The organism is Streptococcus sanguinis, from assembly GCF_019929145.1.
GTDB lineage: Bacteria > Bacillota > Bacilli > Lactobacillales > Streptococcaceae > Streptococcus > Streptococcus sanguinis_U.
Genome location: NZ_JAHZOW010000001.1, coordinates 1134104 through 1151764 on the forward strand (window position 1 = coordinate 1134104; position 17661 = coordinate 1151764).

General features: G+C 43.7%; 18 protein-coding genes. All 18 read right to left on the reverse strand.

Annotated elements, in window-relative coordinates; translation table 11 throughout:
* Positions 1-17: 17 nt before the first annotated feature.
* The 18 genes from K1I94_RS05365 to K1I94_RS05445 all read right to left on the reverse strand — a co-directional run bounded on the left by K1I94_RS05365 (position 18) and on the right by K1I94_RS05445 (position 17450).
* Positions 18-758 carry a hypothetical protein gene (locus K1I94_RS05365; protein ID WP_223314650.1) on the reverse strand — a complete coding sequence of 247 codons (741 nt, stop codon included), beginning with the start codon at positions 756-758 and terminating at the stop codon, positions 18-20.
* An 8-nt stretch (positions 759-766) separates the two neighbouring features.
* Positions 767-1807: a hypothetical protein gene (locus K1I94_RS05370; protein WP_223314651.1), complete on the reverse strand. Its 1041-nt coding sequence runs from the start codon at positions 1805-1807 to the stop codon at positions 767-769.
* Positions 1808-2243: 436 nt separating this feature from the next.
* Positions 2244-2687 carry a Fur family transcriptional regulator gene (locus K1I94_RS05375; RefSeq protein WP_223314652.1) on the reverse strand — a complete coding sequence of 148 codons (444 nt, stop codon included), beginning with the start codon at positions 2685-2687 and terminating at the stop codon, positions 2244-2246.
* A 223-nt stretch (positions 2688-2910) separates the two neighbouring features.
* Positions 2911-6234 (reverse strand): LPXTG-anchored SHIRT domain periscope protein, encoded by a 3324-nt coding sequence (locus K1I94_RS05380; RefSeq protein ID WP_223314653.1) that lies wholly within the window; start codon positions 6232-6234, stop codon positions 2911-2913.
* A gap of 332 nt (positions 6235-6566) precedes the next feature.
* A complete protein-coding gene (locus tag K1I94_RS05385) occupies positions 6567-6842 on the reverse strand; it encodes an HU family DNA-binding protein (protein ID WP_002896125.1) in 276 nt (91 codons plus the stop codon).
* Positions 6843-6954: 112 nt separating this feature from the next.
* Positions 6955-7788: a DegV family protein gene (locus K1I94_RS05390; protein WP_223314654.1), complete on the reverse strand. Its 834-nt coding sequence runs from the start codon at positions 7786-7788 to the stop codon at positions 6955-6957.
* A gap of 440 nt (positions 7789-8228) precedes the next feature.
* Positions 8229-8957: a metallophosphoesterase gene (locus tag K1I94_RS05395; protein ID WP_223314655.1), complete on the reverse strand. Its 729-nt coding sequence runs from the start codon at positions 8955-8957 to the stop codon at positions 8229-8231.
* A 52-nt stretch (positions 8958-9009) separates the two neighbouring features.
* Positions 9010-10668: a DNA repair protein RecN gene (recN, locus tag K1I94_RS05400; RefSeq protein ID WP_223314656.1), complete on the reverse strand. Its 1659-nt coding sequence runs from the start codon at positions 10666-10668 to the stop codon at positions 9010-9012.
* Between the two features lie 8 nt (positions 10669-10676).
* On the reverse strand, positions 10677-11108 hold the full coding sequence (locus K1I94_RS05405) for an arginine repressor (RefSeq protein ID WP_223314657.1): 432 nt from the start codon (positions 11106-11108) through the stop codon (positions 10677-10679).
* The gene (locus K1I94_RS05410) at positions 11101-11916 is read right to left on the reverse strand and encodes a TlyA family RNA methyltransferase (protein ID WP_223314658.1); all 816 of its coding nucleotides are present in this window, start codon (positions 11914-11916) and stop codon (positions 11101-11103) included. Before K1I94_RS05410 ends, K1I94_RS05405 begins: the two co-directional genes overlap by 8 nt.
* Complete coding sequence (locus tag K1I94_RS05415) at positions 11909-12784, reverse strand: polyprenyl synthetase family protein (protein ID WP_223314659.1); 876 nt, start codon at positions 12782-12784, stop codon at positions 11909-11911. The genes K1I94_RS05410 and K1I94_RS05415 overlap by 8 nt, the downstream gene beginning before the upstream one ends.
* The gene (locus tag K1I94_RS05420) at positions 12781-12993 is read right to left on the reverse strand and encodes an exodeoxyribonuclease VII small subunit (protein WP_002896137.1); all 213 of its coding nucleotides are present in this window, start codon (positions 12991-12993) and stop codon (positions 12781-12783) included. The genes K1I94_RS05415 and K1I94_RS05420 overlap by 4 nt, the downstream gene beginning before the upstream one ends.
* Positions 12971-14311, reverse strand: a complete 1341-nt coding sequence (gene xseA, locus K1I94_RS05425) for an exodeoxyribonuclease VII large subunit (protein ID WP_223314660.1) — start codon at positions 14309-14311, stop codon at positions 12971-12973. Before xseA ends, K1I94_RS05420 begins: the two co-directional genes overlap by 23 nt.
* Complete coding sequence (locus tag K1I94_RS11375; RefSeq protein WP_002919435.1) at positions 14256-14492, reverse strand: hypothetical protein; 237 nt, start codon at positions 14490-14492, stop codon at positions 14256-14258. Before K1I94_RS11375 ends, xseA begins: the two co-directional genes overlap by 56 nt.
* Positions 14468-15310, reverse strand: coding sequence for an NAD(P)H-hydrate dehydratase (locus K1I94_RS05430; RefSeq protein ID WP_223314661.1), 843 nt, complete (start codon positions 15308-15310; stop codon positions 14468-14470). Before K1I94_RS05430 ends, K1I94_RS11375 begins: the two co-directional genes overlap by 25 nt.
* A 94-nt stretch (positions 15311-15404) precedes the next feature.
* Positions 15405-16178 carry an HAD hydrolase family protein gene (locus K1I94_RS05435; protein ID WP_223314662.1) on the reverse strand — a complete coding sequence of 258 codons (774 nt, stop codon included), beginning with the start codon at positions 16176-16178 and terminating at the stop codon, positions 15405-15407.
* A complete protein-coding gene (locus K1I94_RS05440) occupies positions 16175-17029 on the reverse strand; it encodes a bifunctional methylenetetrahydrofolate dehydrogenase/methenyltetrahydrofolate cyclohydrolase (RefSeq protein ID WP_223314663.1) in 855 nt (284 codons plus the stop codon). The genes K1I94_RS05435 and K1I94_RS05440 overlap by 4 nt, the downstream gene beginning before the upstream one ends.
* Before the next feature lie 190 nt (positions 17030-17219).
* Complete coding sequence (locus K1I94_RS05445) at positions 17220-17450, reverse strand: DUF1797 family protein (protein ID WP_002896146.1); 231 nt, start codon at positions 17448-17450, stop codon at positions 17220-17222.
* Between the last annotated feature and the right edge of the window lie 211 nt (positions 17451-17661).

Below are 17661 nucleotides of genomic sequence, written 5' to 3' on the forward strand. Positions count from 1 at the left end.
TCCTAAATCTCTTCATATCAACACCCGCCAGACAGATAAGCCTCATTAGCTTCCTTGAGCCACCAAGTCCGCCGCCTGTCTATCAACTGATAAATAAGCAGTAAGCCAGACACAATCCAGATAGAGAGCATATTGACAAAAATGAAAAGCTCTACCCCCCTGACGTGCTGATCCGAAGTTAGGTAATCATACTTTGATATGTAATTATCTCCAATCACCTTGTAGACACCTGGCATTACTTGATTAATCCCAGCAAATACTGCCAAGAAAAAAGCTAGCTGCACAGGTAAGGAATAGATGATTTTATGAAAACGAACGAAGCCCAAAGAAAAGCTAGTGAAACGCCTAGAACGCTCTCCAATAAAAAAGAAGACAAAAAGAGGAAGATAAGCAATGTAGGTAAAGTCAGATACTAGCGGTGTATGAGGCGTAATAGGAAAAAAGTCTCTAAAACCATAGTCTCCATTCCTCAAAAGCCAATTACTAAAATCTATTGGAAAACTATAAGATATAAATGCAATTAGAGTGATTATAATAAGTTTCCATTTCATAATCCAGAGTCGCTTCACTTTTTGATAAATCAGAAAAAGACGCGAGCGATCCACACTGTTTTGAGGAAAATTTTTCTTTATTAGCTTGCCGCAAGAAGGACAAATGGGATAGTCCGTTTCCTCTGCAAAAAGAAGATGACGGCATTCCAAAAAAGGCGATTCTCTGCTTACTGATATCTCTTCCTCCCAATCTCTTCTCCAGAACATAAGACCTCCTAAAAATCAAACCCATAATAACGCATGATACGTTTAGAAACTCTCATATTATTGTATTGAATCAAAGAAATCCATAATGCTTTATCATATAAATCCTTTGATGCATATCCTAAAAATTCTATTCCAGATTCAATTAAATCCATTACTATGGAAGGTTTCAGTCCTGCCAATAAAGCAATGACATTTACAACCATACCTTTTACTGCTCCTTTAACAACATCATCATAACCCTCGAGTTCAAGGCTTTGCTCTAACGCTCCTATGGTCATTTTAGGATCATTTGAAACATTTAATGCAGTCACAAATTCTTTAATATTATCGTCAAGTCCTTGTAAATCTTTGGGTATTGAACGTAATAAAATTAAAGAATAGAGAATTTGTAAAGTGTAATTATTTATTGAAAGAATTTTCCCTGGTTCTTTGAAGAGATTTTTTACATCAATAATTGACTTTATCATTTTCACTCCTGTGGCTACTTGCTCTACAGGTAAGGCTTTAGATAGATACTGGTCATAGGCTCGCCTATCGTCATTAACAATCCATGCACTGAAATAGCCATCATTTGAGATATACGGATTAACCGTATCCAAAATCCCAGTCTTAATGTCTATGTAATGAGATAGATACATATAGACTGTCTCTTTATTAATGTCTCTTGCATTACCATCTCGCTGCATATTTTGTTGTGCCATTTGAGAAGCATAATCCCATTTATCAGATATTTTTCTAGCCTTTTCCAGTTTTTCATCTACAATTTTTTTCTGTTCTTCAGTCAACTGTGGCTGTTTTGTGCTCATCTCCCCAGCTAGAGCTGCCAATTTTGAATAAAAACCTTCCCCTCTTTGTTGAAGTTGAGCAAATTGTTTAAGCGACAAACCTTTTTCGTTTAAACTTTCTTCTATTGCAAAAAGAGAAGACAAAATTTCTTTCCCGGTGTTATTAGCATTTGCCTCTTCAGCAAAGACACGAGCCGGAAGAACTAGGTTTGAAACAATCAGTAAACTAAGCATAAAAATGCTAGTGAGTCGTGCTTTTTTCATGATAAAAACCTCCAAAAATGATAAATCCTTAGAAACAACAAAACGGCTCAAGGCCTTATTTTTTAATAATTTACTCCCTTCTATTATTTAAAAGCGCTTTCTATGTACCCATTATATCACAGATTATTCTACCTGTAAAATAATAGCATAAGTATATAAGGGTTATACTTAAAATATCTGATCTTGCTAAGTGCTGTACTTGACTAGGTACCAATGTCTCTAAGCTCAGATGATATCCTGCGAACAAGCCTCGCTAAAACACATAGAAAAAGGCTAAGAGACATAAGTTCTAGCCTTACCTTTTATTAGGAATAGAATCTTAACGCAATAGCTGATTGCTCAAATTGCCGCTTTGAAGTTGCAGATTGAATTTGCGAAGCGAGTCACAACTTTGTTCGTCTTTGAGTCTCCAAAAAGCTGCTAATCATTCTCGCAGTCACACCGTCTCCTGCTGGCATTGGGGGCAAAGGCCATAGACAGTCGTCTGGCTTTGGGTGATGTGGTAGCCAGTCTGCACTTCAGCCTCATGCTTCACATCTGGAAGTTCCAGCTCCATATCAGCGATACGGCCGCATTTTTCACAGATGACATTGAGATGTTGATGACCCATAAAGTCAAAGTAGGTCGTCGTATCATTGCGAACCTTGAGCTCAGCGACAAAGCCCTCATCAATCAGAACCTTGAGATTATTATAGACTGTTGCCAGACTCATATTAGGGAAATTGGGCTTCAAGTCCTGATATATCATTTCAGCGCTAGGATGGTCGTGACTTTGGATAATATAGTCAATTACCGCCTTCCGCGTTTCTGTAATGCGCACACCCTTGGCGCGCAAATGGCCAATTACTTGGTCAAAGTCATGCTGATGTTCTTGTTTCATTATTTACTCCGTTATAGCCTCTCATCTAAGTCATTACCATTATACCATGACTAGGCTTACTTGGCTATTAAGAATGATTGTAAATAAGACCTAAAATTTTTAAATTCTATCAGTGCCTTGATTTTCCTGCCAAAAATAAAAAGCCTGCTATTCCCAACAAAAATTGAGACAACAGACTTTTCATATATTCTATATTTTCAAGGTATTTTACTGAAGCTTACTCTTAGTCACGCTGACGTTTGGTCAAGCCAACTGCTCCTCCAAGAGTCAAGAATCCAAGAATCAGCATCCAGATAGATGTATCTTGGCCGGTCTTAGGCAGAATTCGTTTCTTGCCAATCTCTTTAACTTGAGCATCTACAAGCAAACGATTAGTTACATTCATACCTTCAGCTTGATTGCTGTAGCCATCCACTTCGTCCTCGCGGACGCTATAGATGATTTCTTTCCCATCCTCGAAGCGTGGCAAGTTTTCAAAGCTGTATTTCCAGCCCATCGCCTCATCAACAGTTATGCTGATGCCTGTATCCTGTCCATCTGCAAGCAAGTGAACAAGGACACTCTGTGGTCGGCGACCTGCACCGTTATCATTGTCAATCCAGATCACACTGCCAGTAAGCGTAGTTGAGTCAGCTGCGAAAGTCCAAGTTCCGACAAAGTGCGCATCCGCTCCATTGATGGTCTCTTCGTTCTTATCGTATGACTTGAAGGTCCAGGTGCCATCAGATGTCTTCACTTCCGTCTTGACTGGCTGTGTTGGAATGGCCTTAGTGCCATCTGCCAAATCAGGCTTGTCGGCTGGAAGCAAGGATTTAACTTCCTGAGGCAATTCCTTACCTGTTGTGCCACTGACAAATTCATGTGTAGACTTGTAAGTTGGTGCTGGACTAGGTTTTGCCACAAACGTCCAAGTGCCAACAAATTTAGCGTCTGCACCATTAATAGTTGCTTCGTTCTTGTCATATAACTGGAAGCTCCAGCTGCCATCAGCAGTCTTCACTTCTGTCTTCACTGGCTGCGTTGGAGTAGCTTTAGTACCGTCGGCTAAATCAGATTTATCGCTTGGAAGCAAAGCTTTCACTTCTTGTGGCAATTCTTTACCTGCTGTACCGCTGACAAATTCATGTGTAGACTTGTAGGTTGGTGCTGAACTAGGCTTCGCCACAAACGTCCAAGTTCCAACAAATTTAGCGTCTGCACCATTAATGGTCGCTTCGTTCTTGTCATATGACTGGAAGCTCCAGCTACCATCAGATGTTTCAACTTCTGTCTTGACTGGTTGCGTTGGAGTGGTCTTAGTGCCATCGGCCAAATCAGATTTATCAGTTGGAAGCAAAGCTTTCACTTCTTGTGGAAGCTCCTTACCTGCTGTACCGCTAACGAACTCATGCACTGCTTTATAAGTTGATGATGGAGTTGCTGTGAATTCCCATGTGCCGACAAAGTGAGCGTCCGCTCCGTTGATAGTCTCTTCAGCCTTGTCGTAAGACTTAAAGGCCCATGTGCCGTCGGCGGTTTTCACTTCTGTCTTCACTGGTTGCGTTGGAGTGATCTTGCTGTCGTCGGCCAAATCAGGCTTGTCGGCTGGAAGCAAGGCTTTCACTTCTTGTGGCAGTTCTTTACCTGCTGTTCCACTGATAAACTCATGGGTCGCCTTATAAGTTGGCGCTGGTGTATAGTCCCAAGTACCGACGAACTTCACATCTGCTCCATTGATGGTCTCTTCGTTCTTATCGTATGACTTGAAGGTCCAAGTACCGTCGGCGGTCTGCACTTCCGTCTTTGTTGGCTGTGTCGGAGCGGCTTTCGTGCCATCTGCCAAATCAGGCTTGTCGGCTGGAAGCAAATCTTTCACTGCTTGTGGCAGTTCTTTACCTGCTGTACCACTGACGAACTCGTGAGTTGCCTTATAAGTTGGCGCTGGAGTGAAGTCCCAGGTACCAACAAAGTGAGCATCTGCACCGTTAATCGTCTCTTCAGCCTTGTCGTAAGACTTGAAAGTCCAAGTGCCATCGGCAGTCTGCACTTCTGTTTTAGCCGGCTGTGTCGGCGTGGCCTTAGTGCCATTCTCCAGATTCTTTTCTGTTTCTGGTGTTAGGTCTTTGATTTCCTGCGGGAGTTCCTTACCAGCAGTGCCACTGACAAATTCATGTTTCTTTTCATAGAGCAAGTCAGTAGTAACTTGATTAGATGGTGCTGAAAGATTATCTACTTTTAAAGTCACGGTATTTGCAATCGTTGCAGCACCCTTTTCTGCTACCTTTTGATTGGTTGCAGTCTTGTAGGTAATGACAATATCCTGAGAAGAATTTGCTTTAACATACTCCGGTGTCATCTTGACCATAACGGTCTGACCTTTCTTTTCAATCGTGTAATCACGACCTTCCTGCAAGGCATTACCGCCAGCCTCAACCTTGAGCTCCTTGTAATCCAGACGCTCGTCAAAGGTTTCAGTCATCTCAATAGTAGTCGGGGTAGCCAAAATATCCTTACCAGGAACTGGAATCTTGAAGGTTCCCTTATAAGTCACCTCTTGACCTTCCTTAGCTGGAATCTTAACTGGATCCACTTCTAAGACTGGCTTGGGATCAACTTTTTCAATATAAAGACCAAAGACTGCCGAGCAAGCTTCTGTTGATAAATAACCGAAATTCAACGTGTTATCTGAAGAACGAACGGCCAAACCAGAGATGTTGTTTTCATTAGCAGCACCGCTAGTTGAAGTCGTTGCTTCCCAAATTGTCCGACCGCTCTGATCTGTTTGATTCAAAGCATTGGCATTGTTCATCAAGCGCTTATCAACAGCATTTTTATAATCATTAATATAGAAAGACTCTTTTAGACCAAACCCGTCAACTACATCAATGTCAGTCGGTTTCATAACCAACTTTAAATCTGTATCCGAACCATCCGCATAACGTAGCTCTGCTGTAACATCAGCCTCCACCCAGAAAGCCTTGTTCATAATGTTATTATGGGCAGCATCCACATATGGGATATTCCCAATCTCAAAAGCGCTTCTTTCCCACAACTCTGAGATAGAGAAAAATTCAACTGCATTTTTTTGAGCATCATTCATCTGAGCTTCTGCTGTAGATGAGTTCAGATAGTGGAGTGTTACCTTATTAAAAGTCAGATAGGCATCTACTTGTTTTCCATAAGCCGTTCCAACATTAGAGAACTTAAGAGAAAGCGGCTTATTAAAGACCTGATCTGCTTTTTGAGACTTGTCTACTTTGATGGTGAAATTTTCCATTTCTCCAGGATAAACTGCTCCCAGATACTCATAATTTGGATTAGTCAAATGAACTTGTTCAATCGCCTCTGACTTAGAAAGAACACTGACATTGTTAACATTCAAGTCAAACTTATGAATATTCAACTTGGACAAATCCGTTCCATCCTTCAGCTCCTCCAAGGCAGACAATGTCTGCATGGGGAGCAGAAAGATTGAAAAAAGCACGACAAACAATCCCATCAGCAGGCGAAATTTGCTGCCATAAGGATTAACAGGGCGCAGTGAGCCCTGAAGTGGTTTCCATTTCATTTCTTACCTCCTAAACTTTTTCAATGATCTCGCAATCATTACACAAAAAGAAATGCTCCCTTCATTTTATCATAAACACCTATGATTTAAAAGCACTTTTGCTAAAATTTTCAACTTTTTATTTTATGTCTTTGAAAATGTTTGCCCTTTATCATTCTCTTTTGATTAGAGACAATTTCCTTTACTTTTTTGCAAAATAAAAACTCCAAGAAAGTTCATCAAGCAACTTTCTTGAAGCCACTAAATCTTTTATTAAGTTCAAGAACTGAGAGCAAAAAGAAAAACCTGACATACTCGCCAGAGGCAAGTGTATCAGGCTTTATTAACCAAAATTATTTTACAGCGTCTTTAAGAGCTTTACCTGCTTTGAAAGCTGGTACTTTAGAAGCTGCGATTTTGATTTCTTTACCAGTTTGTGGGTTGCGACCTTTACGTGCTGCACGCTCACGAACTTCAAAGTTACCAAAACCGATAAGTTGAACTTTTTCACCTTTTGAAAGGTACTCAGTTACAGCTGCGAATACAGCGTCAACTGCTGCTGCTGAATCTTTTTTAGTCAATTCTGTAGCTTCTGCTACTTTTGCGATCAAATCTTGTTTGTTAGCCATTTAACAAATCCTCCAAATTTTTTCTGGGTTGATAACCCTAACAAATATTATCATATCTAAAAATAGCTTTCAGGTCAAGTACTAAGCCGCTATTTTCTAAATTATTATGGTTTTATTCGTAACGAATCAGCACAGCCCAAGCATTTTCCCCTGTATGTGTCTGAATAATGGACCCTGTTTCCAGCACTGAAATAGGTTTCTTGACATATGGCTGTAAACTTTCCTTCATTTCCTGGGCCAATTCTGAACCGCCAGCATAGGAAATTCCAATTTCAGCCACTTGCTTAATTTGCAGACTTGCTGTCAAATCATCCAGCCATTTCTTAAAGGTCTTAGCACCCCTCCCCTTGACAATGGGCTCTAGCTGATGGTCCTTCATTTGCATGATAACCCGGATATTAAGCAAGGAGCTAATCAGACCGGAAACTCGACCTATGCGGCCTCCTTTAACCAGATTTTCTAAGGTAGAAAGACCGATGTAGAGTTCTGTCTTTTCTTTCACTTCCTCAATTCTAGTCAGAATCTCCTCTAGGCTAGCTCCTTCTTTGGCCAGTTTAGCTGCTTCAGTGACCTGGAACTTCATAGCCTGATCAGTAAAAGAGCTGTCAACAACCGTCACATCAGCATTAGCCAAAGTCGCTCCCTGACGGGCTGCTTCGACAGTTCCTGATAAGGCGTGAGACATGTGAATGGAGATAATCTGTGCTCCATCCTCTGCCAAGCGCTCAAAAACATCAGCAAAAACTCCAACAGGCGGCTGGCTGGTTTTAGGCAGATTGCGACTAGACTGCATGAGACGAAGAAACTCACCTTCCTCTAAGTCTGCATCCGAATAGACCACCCCGTCCACCATAACAGAGAGAGGCACAATTGTAATGTCTAATTCCTTAGCAACCTCTGGTTCAATGGTTACAGATGAGTCTGTTACGATTTTTATTTTTGTCATAGATTTCCTACTCTGTATCTAAATTTTAACTTGTTATTACACTACATTATACCAAATTTTTATGGTTTTGTGGGGGAATATTCGCTAAAATCACAGCTCAGACCAAGCGTTTCCTAAATTTAATCTGCTTGTTTTAGTTTTTTAATCTTTTTGCGCTTCTTTAAAATTAGATGAAAAAGTGTTTACATGCAGCTTTTTTAGCTTTATTGGGGGAAAATTTTAGGAAAAAGCTGGTTTTCAAAGAGAATCGCAGCAAAAAAGAGAGTGAGACAGAAATCGGTAATTCGTTAGAATTCGATTTCGTCGTCCCACCTCCGCACAGTTGAGTAGGGCTGTAAAAGCTGATGAAATCAGCGTAGTAGAGCCCACTCAACCACTGCGTCTTGCTCGACAATCCAAAGACAATTGAGAGGCTAGGACTTTTGTCCCAGCCTCTTTTTTCAGTCTTCAGCTATCAAACCATCATTTTTGATGGCGTACTGCTCTATGATGCCATTATGGCCAAAGAGAACTCCATGAAGGACTCCACCATAAACAGCTCCGCCATCCATGCCAATCTTACCATCCTCAGTTATCCATAGCTGATCAGTTCCCGGCACCTCATGCAAGAGATAAAATGTCGGTGTATGGCCAAAGACAATCCTTTTGCCAGTCTGATTGCTGCCTTCGTGAAAAGGCGCGCGAATCCAAACTTTTTGATAATCACTGGTCTCTCGCCAGTCTTTCAACTCCAAATCTAGGCCAGCATGGACAAAAATGTACTGTCCTGTCTCCAATAGGAAAGGCATCTGACGAATAAAATCTACTAAATCTGCCGCCTCCGTCTTGACACGTTCCGCGTCCGCTACTCCATCTACCGGAGCATTGAGAGACCGGCCTAAAAGCAAATTAATCGTCGTATCTCCGCCATTATGTCGGTAGTGGTCATAAGACTTTTCAGGATTGTCCAGCCAGGTCAGAAACATATACTCATGATTGCCTGACAGACAAACAGCTCCTTCTTGGTCCACTAGATCCTTGACCTGCTCCAAAACTGCTCGGCTGTCCTCGCCACGATCTATCAAGTCGCCTAGAAAGACTAGTTGGCTGCGACCATCCCAGTGCTGGAGCAATTCATCAAGCATGCCTGCCTTGCCATGGACATCACCGATTGCAAAATATTCTGTCATAGTCGCCACCTCCTAAAGGAGACTGAAACACTAGTGTCTCAGTCTCGCTTGTTTATTTTTTCAATAATTCTTTGGCCTGAGTCAAAGCAGCCTCCGTCACATCTTCGCCAGCCAGCATCTTAGCGACTTCCTGAACACGCTCGTCAGCCGTCAGTAGGCGAACCGTTGAGACGGTCGAATTCTCATCCGAAATCTTCTCAATAAAGAACTGATAATCGGCAATCGCAATGACCTGCGGCAGATGGGAAATTGCCAAGACTTGCCCGTTGGAGCCAATCTTGTGAATCTTCTGAGCAATAGCTTGGGCCACTCGGCCAGAAACGCCCGTATCCACTTCGTCAAAGACAATGCTGGTCTTGCCTTCCTTACGAGAAAAGGCCGACTTGATAGCCAACATGAGACGGGAGAGCTCGCCACCAGACGCAACCTTCACCAGAGGTTTGAAATCCTCGCCCGGATTGGCTGAGATGTAGAACTCTACTTGTTCATTGCCTTCACGGTTGAACTTGCCCTTACTGAACTGCACTTTAAAGCGCGCCTTTTCCATGTAGAGGTCCTGCAGCTCCTGCTTGATTTCCGCTTCCAGCTGGGCTGCTAGGCTATGACGAGCCTGACTCAGCTCCTGGGCCAGCTCTACCAACTCTCTCTCCAAGGATTTCAGCTCTCTGTCCATATCCTCTGAGGACAAGTTACTTCCAGTTAAAAGGCTGTATTCTTTGGAAATCTGAGCAAAGTAATCCAGCACATCATCTACTTGGCCGCCGTATTTACGCGTGATGCTGTTAATCAAATCCAGACGACTCTCGACCTGCAGCAGCCTATCTCCGTCAAAATCCAGTCCATCTAAAATCTCCTCTAGGCGCTTACTGACATCTTCCAAAACATAATAAGTCTCTGACAAGCTGCCGGAAAGCTCCTTGTAGGCTGGATCGTAATCCTCGATAGAATCAAGGTCATTCATAGCTGAGCGGACATTGGCCAGACTGGAAAACTCTTCATTATCCAGCATGGTATAGGCGTTCGTCAGCGTATCGGCAATGAGCTTGTGATTGAGCAAACGATCTCGCTCCTGATGCAGGGCAGTATCTTCACCGCTTTTGAGGGCTGCGCTCTCAATCTCCGCCATCTGAAACTCCAGCATCTCAATCCTGGCCTTATGCTCCTGCTGATTTTTCTGCAAAGTCAGGACTTGCTTGCGCAGGCTTCGATAGCGGTCAAAGGTCTCCTGATAGCGGCCTTTGAGATGCAAAAAGTCTGCTGAGCCAAACTCATCTAGCATGGCAATATGAAGCTGAGATCTCATCAGCTCTTCCTGATCATGCTGGCCATGGATATCCACCAAATGCTGGCCGACAGCCTTTAGAACAGACAAATTAACCAGCTGACCATTGATACGGCTAACACTGCGGCCGTTTTGCAGAATTTCCCGACGGATAATCAGCTCATCGGTCAGCTCCCAGCCCTGCTCCTCAAAAATCTCTTGCAAAGCTCTGCTATTTTCCAGCGAAAAAAGTCCCTCTATCTCAGCCTTGGGTGCCCCATGACGAATAACATCCGTCGTAGCACGGCTGCCCAGCATCATGTTCATCGCATCAATAATAATAGACTTACCGGCTCCGGTTTCTCCGGTCAAAACCGTCATACCTTGCTCAAAATTAAGGGAAATCTCCTCAATAATGGCAAAATTTTTAATCGAAATTTCTAATAACATAGGCTTTCCTACCAATGGTGAATGATGGTTGCAATCCTTGCGGCCGCTTCCTCTGTCATCATAACCATCAAAATACTGTCGTTGTCTGCCAAGATACTGAAAATATCTTCAGCAAATTCATTCCTAAGATGGCGCTTGACCAGTGCTGTGCTCCCCGGTACCAGACTGAGATTGATCATATTTCCCAAAACATGACAGGACAGGATGTTATTTTCAGCCAAGCCCAGACTGCTAGTCATGGTCTTAGGCAGCTCGTAGATATAAGTGTTGTCCTTGAGCGGTATCTTGACAATGCCCAGCTCTTTGATATCCCTAGAGACCGTGGCCTGGGTCGCTGTAATCCCAGACTCCCTGAGATGTTCTACGATTTCCTCCTGAGTGCCAATGTCATAGTCACTGACAAAGCGTCTAATCTTTTCTAATCTATCCTTCTTATTCATCCTTAAATTCCTTGTGTGCTGCCTCTACGACAGCTGTCATCATAGCTGAATCAAGAGACTGCGGCTCTGTACTCTTTTCTAAATAAGCCAGAAATTCTACATTGCCCTGACCGCCCTGAATAGGCGAAAAATCCAGTCCCCTAACAGAAAATCCAGCTTCCATCATAAATGCTGTGACCTTTTCCAGAACTGCCAGATGGACCTTTTTATCCTTGACAATCCCTTTTTTACCAATCTGCTCGCGGCCTGCTTCAAACTGAGGCTTGATTAAGGCGACCACTTGGCCATCCCGAGCCAAAATCTCATGCAGAGCTGGCAAAATCAAGCTCAGCGATATAAAGCTAACATCAATACTAGCAAAGCTCGGCTCCTGCTCAAAGTCAGTCCTTTGGGCATAGCGAAAATTGAACTGCTCCATGCTGACAACCCGCTCATCCTGTCTGAGCTTCCAAGCCAGCTGATTAGTACCGACATCTACTGCATAGACCAGCTTAGCTCCGTGCTGCAGCATGACATCTGTAAAACCGCCGGTTGAAGCTCCGATATCCAAGGTCACTCGGTCCGCTACCGAAATATCAAACACTTGCAAAGCCTTTTCTAGCTTGAGGCCGCCTCGGCTGACATATCTGAGTTTCTCACCTTTTAGGCGCAGCTCTGTGGCTGCGTCAATCTTTTCACCAGGCTTGTCAAAGCGCTGGCCATTGGCCGCAGCGATAACCAGTCCAGCCATTACGCCGCGCCTAGCCTGCTCTCTGGTCTCAAAGAGCCCTTGCCTGTAGGCCAGCACATCTACTCTTTCCTTAGCCATTCAATCTCAAACTTTCTATTATCTTTTGAATTTCTTCGCCTGAAAACTCTGTCTTCTCTTCCAAGTCTTTCAGAATGTCTACAGCTTCATCAAGGGTCTGATTGAAAAAGTTTTTAGCTCCATCCAGTCCCAGAAAGGCTGGATAAGTCGACTTGGCCGCAGCTAAATCTTTCTGCGGGGTTTTACCCAGCTCTTCAAAGCTGGCCGTCACATCCAAAATATCATCCCGCACTTGAAAGGCCAAGCCCAAGAGTTCTCCAATCCTACGAAGCTTGTCTTGAACAGACTGCTGAGCCTGAACAATCAAACCAGCTGCGACAAAAGGATAGGTCAGTAGCTTACCAGTCTTATTGGCATGGATGTTTTTTAAATCTTCTAAACTAATTGCTTGGCCTTCACCTTGCATGTCCAGAACTTGTCCTGCGACCATACCAAAGCTCCCTGCTGCCAGAGACAATTCAGAAATCAAGTCCACCTTGACCTGACTGGGCAGCTCGGCCCTTGCCAATAGTCCATAGGGGTCCAAAAAGAGAGAATCACCCGCCAAAATAGCCATATCCTCTCCAAACTTCTTATGGCTAGTCAGGCGGCCGCGACGATAGTCGTCATCATCCATAGCCGGCAAATCATCATGGATAAGGCTGCCAGTGTGAATCATCTCAAGAGCAGAGGCAACCTGATAGTGAGCCTCAGCTAGTTCTAGGCCAAAGGCTTGAATCAACTCCAATAGCAATAGAGGACGAATCCGCTTGCCGCCAGCCTGCACCGAGTACAAAATAACTTCTGATAAATCCGACGACACTTGCTGAGACCTATAAAAATCTTCAATCGTCAGACCAATTTTTTCCAGTTTCTCGTTTCTTGTCATTCCATTTCCGTTTCTGTGCCGTCTGCCTGCATGACCTTAACCAAGGTCTTTTCAGCCTTGTCCAGACTAGCCTGAAGTTCTTTTGAAAGCTTCATTCCCTTTTGAAATTCCGCAATCGCCTCTTCCAGCGCTACGTCACCATTTTCCAGCTTTTGAACAATGACTTCCAAGTCTGCTAAATTTTCTTCAAATTTCTTTTCTTTGGACATGTTTTACCTCTACTTCCAGCTGCCCATCCCGCATAAGCAGGGTCAGCTCATCTTTTTCTTCAATGCCTGCACTTGACTCGACAACCTTTTGATTCTTTTGGACAATAGCATAGCCACGCGCCACGATTCGACTGGTATCCAGCATAAGCAAGGCCTCAGACAATCTCCTGACTTGAGCCACCTTGTTATCATAAATGACCGCCATGTTGCTGCGCAGCAAACGCTCCAACTGGGCAGTCTGCTCCTGAAAACGCTGAACGCGACTGAGAGGATTCAATGCTTCCAAACGATGCTGCAAGATTTTGACCCGCTGTTGCTCTTCACTATAATATTCGCGAATTTTTTGCTTCAGTCGCAGGTTAAGCTGATCTAACTTCTGCAGATGGCCATCGTAAAGCCGCTCTGGCTGTCGGAAGATAACAGACTGGGTCAGCTTATTCAATCGCTCTCGATAATAGCTCAGGCGATTGGAAATCGCTCGAGACATGCGGTTTTCCTGCTGCTGCAAATGTCCCAGCAGGTCTAGCTTGGTGACTGGTGTGGCTAGTTCAGCCGCAGCCGTCGGAGTCGCAGCCCTGCGATCTGCTACAAAGTCCGCCAAAGTCGTATCTGTCTCATGGCCGACACTAGAAATAACAGGAATCCGAGACTCAAAAATAGCCCGAACCGTTTCCTCTTCGTTGAAAGCCCAGAGATCTTCGATAGAACCGCCGCCTCGACCAATAATCAGCACATCCAAATCGGACCGCTCATTGGCCAGTCTAATGTGGTCAGCAACCTGAGCTGCAGCCCCAACTCCCTGCACTTTTGTCGGATAAAGGACAATCTCCACTCCCGGAAAGCGACGGCTGACCGTCGTGATAATATCCCGAATGACCGCTCCGCTGGGACTGGTTACAACACCGATTTTCTTAGGAAATTGGGGCAAGGCTTGCTTGAATTTATCTTGAAAAAGCCCTTCTTCTCCCAGTTTTTTCTTGAGCTGTTCAAACTGGATAGCCAAAGCTCCGATACCATCCGGCTCTGCCTTTTCAATGATGATAGAATAGGAACCACTCGGCTCATAGAGCTGTACCCGGCCAATGACATTGATTTTCATGCCTTCTTCCAGATCAAAGCCCAACTTCTGGTAGACACCAGACCAAATCGTAACCTGAATAACGGCCTTCTCATCCTTCAATGAAAAATACTGGTGATTGGGACGTCGGCGGAAATTGGACACCTGGCCAGTCAGATAGACCCGCTCTAAATAAGGATCCCGCTCAAACTTCATCTTCAGATACTTGGTCAAGGTCGAAACCGACAAATACTCTGGCATGTCCTTTTCCTTTCTTTTCTAGTTTTTCCGTAACCTTTATTATAACAAAAAACTGCATAAAAAACCGATTACAAAGTCTAAAAATCCCCTGAAAAGCTAGAAAAAAACTGGGCTTCCACAAAAGAAACCCAGCTGACTTAAAACCTAAGAAAAAGTCTACTGACTCATCTCCTTCATCCACCTTGGAATAGCTCTGCTGATTGCCGTTGGTAGGACGACATAAGCTTCCTGACCCAATTTATCTGCGATAAGGGAATGAAGAAGGGTTGCAGCCGCCACTCGCTCAAAGAGACTGCTTGACTTGAACTGTCCAGCAAAAGCAGCAATCATACCAGCCAGCGTATCCCCCATGCCGCCAGTTGCCTGATAAGGTCCGCCTACTGTCAGCTCAAAGACCTGCTCTTGCCCGCTTTGATAGACGGTCGTTCCATGCTTTTTCTGCACGACAATACTGCCCAAAGGTAGCTGATTGACCGCCGCCTGATTGGCTGCCGCTGTCTGATCTGACAAGCTCAAACCCGATAAACCTTTCCACTCCTTCTGGTGAGGGGTAAAAACTGTCTGAGCTTTTGGAAATGGCAAAGCTGCTTTGCTAAAGAGAGAAATGGCTCCGCCATCCATGATGAGTATCTGCTGTTCTGCCACAGTCTGGATTACCTTTTGTAGGATATCTAGACCTAGTTGATTCTCTGCTAGGCCTGGACCAATCAAAACTAGATCTGATTTGGTCAGTTGCTCTATCAATCGTTCTTGCTCCTCTAGGTCAAAGGCCATGGCCTCCGGTAAATGACTGTGCAGAGGGGCGATATTGTCTCTATCTGTAGCAACAGTCACCAGACCGGCTCCGCTATTGACTGCTGCCAAAGCTGCCATGATAATGGCGCCCCCATAAGGATAGGTCCCCCCAATCAATAAGAGACGGCCGTAATCGCCCTTGTGGCTATCCAAGGGGCGTTCCCTAATGACTCTTTTTAAAATATTTTCAGCATTTTTTGACATGATATTCTCCTAGACCAACTTCATCCTGCACTTCAAACCTATCTTCATTATACACCAAAAGGCACCTAAAGAGGTGCCTCGTATCGCAAGAAAGTTATTTTCTTCGGAAATCTGCAAATTTTTGTAAGATTCTTGCTGCGACTGCCTTGGGTAAATTTTCCTGAAAGGCGACCTGCTCATCCGCATAATCGCTCAAGCCTGGGAAATCACCAACCTGCACAGCGTAGAGAGAATTCTTAAAGAACTGGATATCATTTTGATCATTACCAAAAGCCACATAATCCGAACCGCAGAGTTCCTTTACAGTTGAAGCTTTATTGGTTTCAGCCGGATTGATATAAAAACATTTCTCATGTTCATGATAGTCTAGACTTAGATTAGGCAAGCTTGCAAAACGAGCCTGTACATCATCTAAGAGTTGCTCATGATTCCCCATGTAAATAACGACCTTAATAGGATGCTGGAGTTCAGTCAGTTCCAGCCGTCTTGCCCGCTTGAGAGGATCCACACTGGCAATAAAAGGGATTTTTTCTAAAATCTGGCCGCTGTAGTCAAAAGTATTATCAACTAAAAAAGGCAAATTATAGGTCAAACAAGTATCTAGAATGGCTTGATAACTCGACTGATGCAGCTGGCGCTCAAACATCAGCTGCCCCTTCTGATAAGCTACTCCGCCGTTCAGGCCAATCACTATCTGCTGGCTCAATTCCGGACCTAATAGTCCCAGACAATCTCGATAGGAGCGCGCCGAAGCAAACAGAACTTCATGCCCAAACTGAGGAGCCGTCAGCAGAACCTGCTTAATCTCCTCATCAATCGTCATATAATCAAAGGACAAGGTCCCATCCAAATCAAAAACAAATTTCATGATTCAAGACTCCGTTTAAAGGCTTGGTAAGTCTGCTCCATCAGCATGGTAATGGTCATAGGCCCAACACCTCCAGGTACAGGGGTAATCAGACTGGCAAGTTCAGACACTTCATCAAATTGAACATCGCCAATCAGCTTGCCATTTTCATCTCGGTTCATACCGACATCAATGACAACAGCTCCTTCCTTGACAAAGTCCTTGGTCACAAAATGTCCACGTCCGATAGCGACCACCAAAATATCTGCCCGCTTAGCAGTCTTGGCTAGATTGTGGGTCCGCGAATGTGTTAGAGTAACCGTCGCATTCTTAGCCAAAAGCAGCTGAGCCATGGGCTTACCAACAATATTACTCCGCCCGATGACGACCGCTCGCTTGCCTTCCAGTTCAACGCCATATTCATGGAACATTGCCATAATTCCTGCAGGAGTAGCTGGAATCATAACCGGATGGCCGCTCCATAGCTTACCCATATTAAGCGGATGAAAGCCATCAACATCCTTGTCTGGATCAATGGCCAACAACACAGCTTCATCATCGATATGGTCAGGCAAGGGCAGCTGGACCAAAATGCCATGCCAGTCAGGATTTTGATTATAAGTTTCAATCAAGCTCAAGAGCTCTTCCTGGCTGGTCTCTTCTGGCAGACGTTCTACCTTACTCCGAAAGCCAGCAGCCAAGGCTGAGCGCTCTTTATTACGTACGTAGATTTGACTGGCTGGATTATTTCCCACTACAATCACTACCAAGCCCGGTACCTGACCTGTCTTTTCTTTGAGGCGAGCCGTTTTTTCGGCTAATTTTTTCTGAAGCTTCTCTGCCAAACCTCTACCATCAATAATCTGGGCCATGTCATTCTCATTTCTTTTTCATTATCTTTTTCATTATACCAAAAAAATCTGTGCCCAACCTATAACTTTTTCTTATACAAGGTTATAAGGCGAGGATTCATTGGCAGCTAGCTGTAAAATTTTCAGACCTACTAAATCTTTTTCAAAATTAAGATAAAAAGGGTAAAAATAAAAAGCAACGACGTGCTTTTTAGTAGAGTAATTCATAAATTTCCATTGCAATCAAATCGATGCTGTCGAAAGTATAGGTCTCACGCGCAGCAACATCACGCAAGGTGAAGACAGAGCCGTTTTCTTCGTCGTAACTGTAAGCTACTTCTGCTACAACCACTCCTTCACGCTCAAAATTACGTTTTAAATTTCCGCCATCCTTAGCCATAGCTTCTAAGCGGTTAATAATTCTAACTAAATGTGATTCCATTTTGTTTCTCCTATTTACTTAGTTCCCTCTTATTTTACCATAAATAGCTGCTGAAATACCACTAAAAGCCAATTTTTTGTAATTTTTCAAGAATTTGTTTTCATTCTGCTCGGTCTAAGGGAGGATTTTGTAGTAAATTCTTGCAAAGTTCGAGAATACTGATATAATGAAACTATAAAACTTTGACTATTTTTGACCTTTAATCATTCCT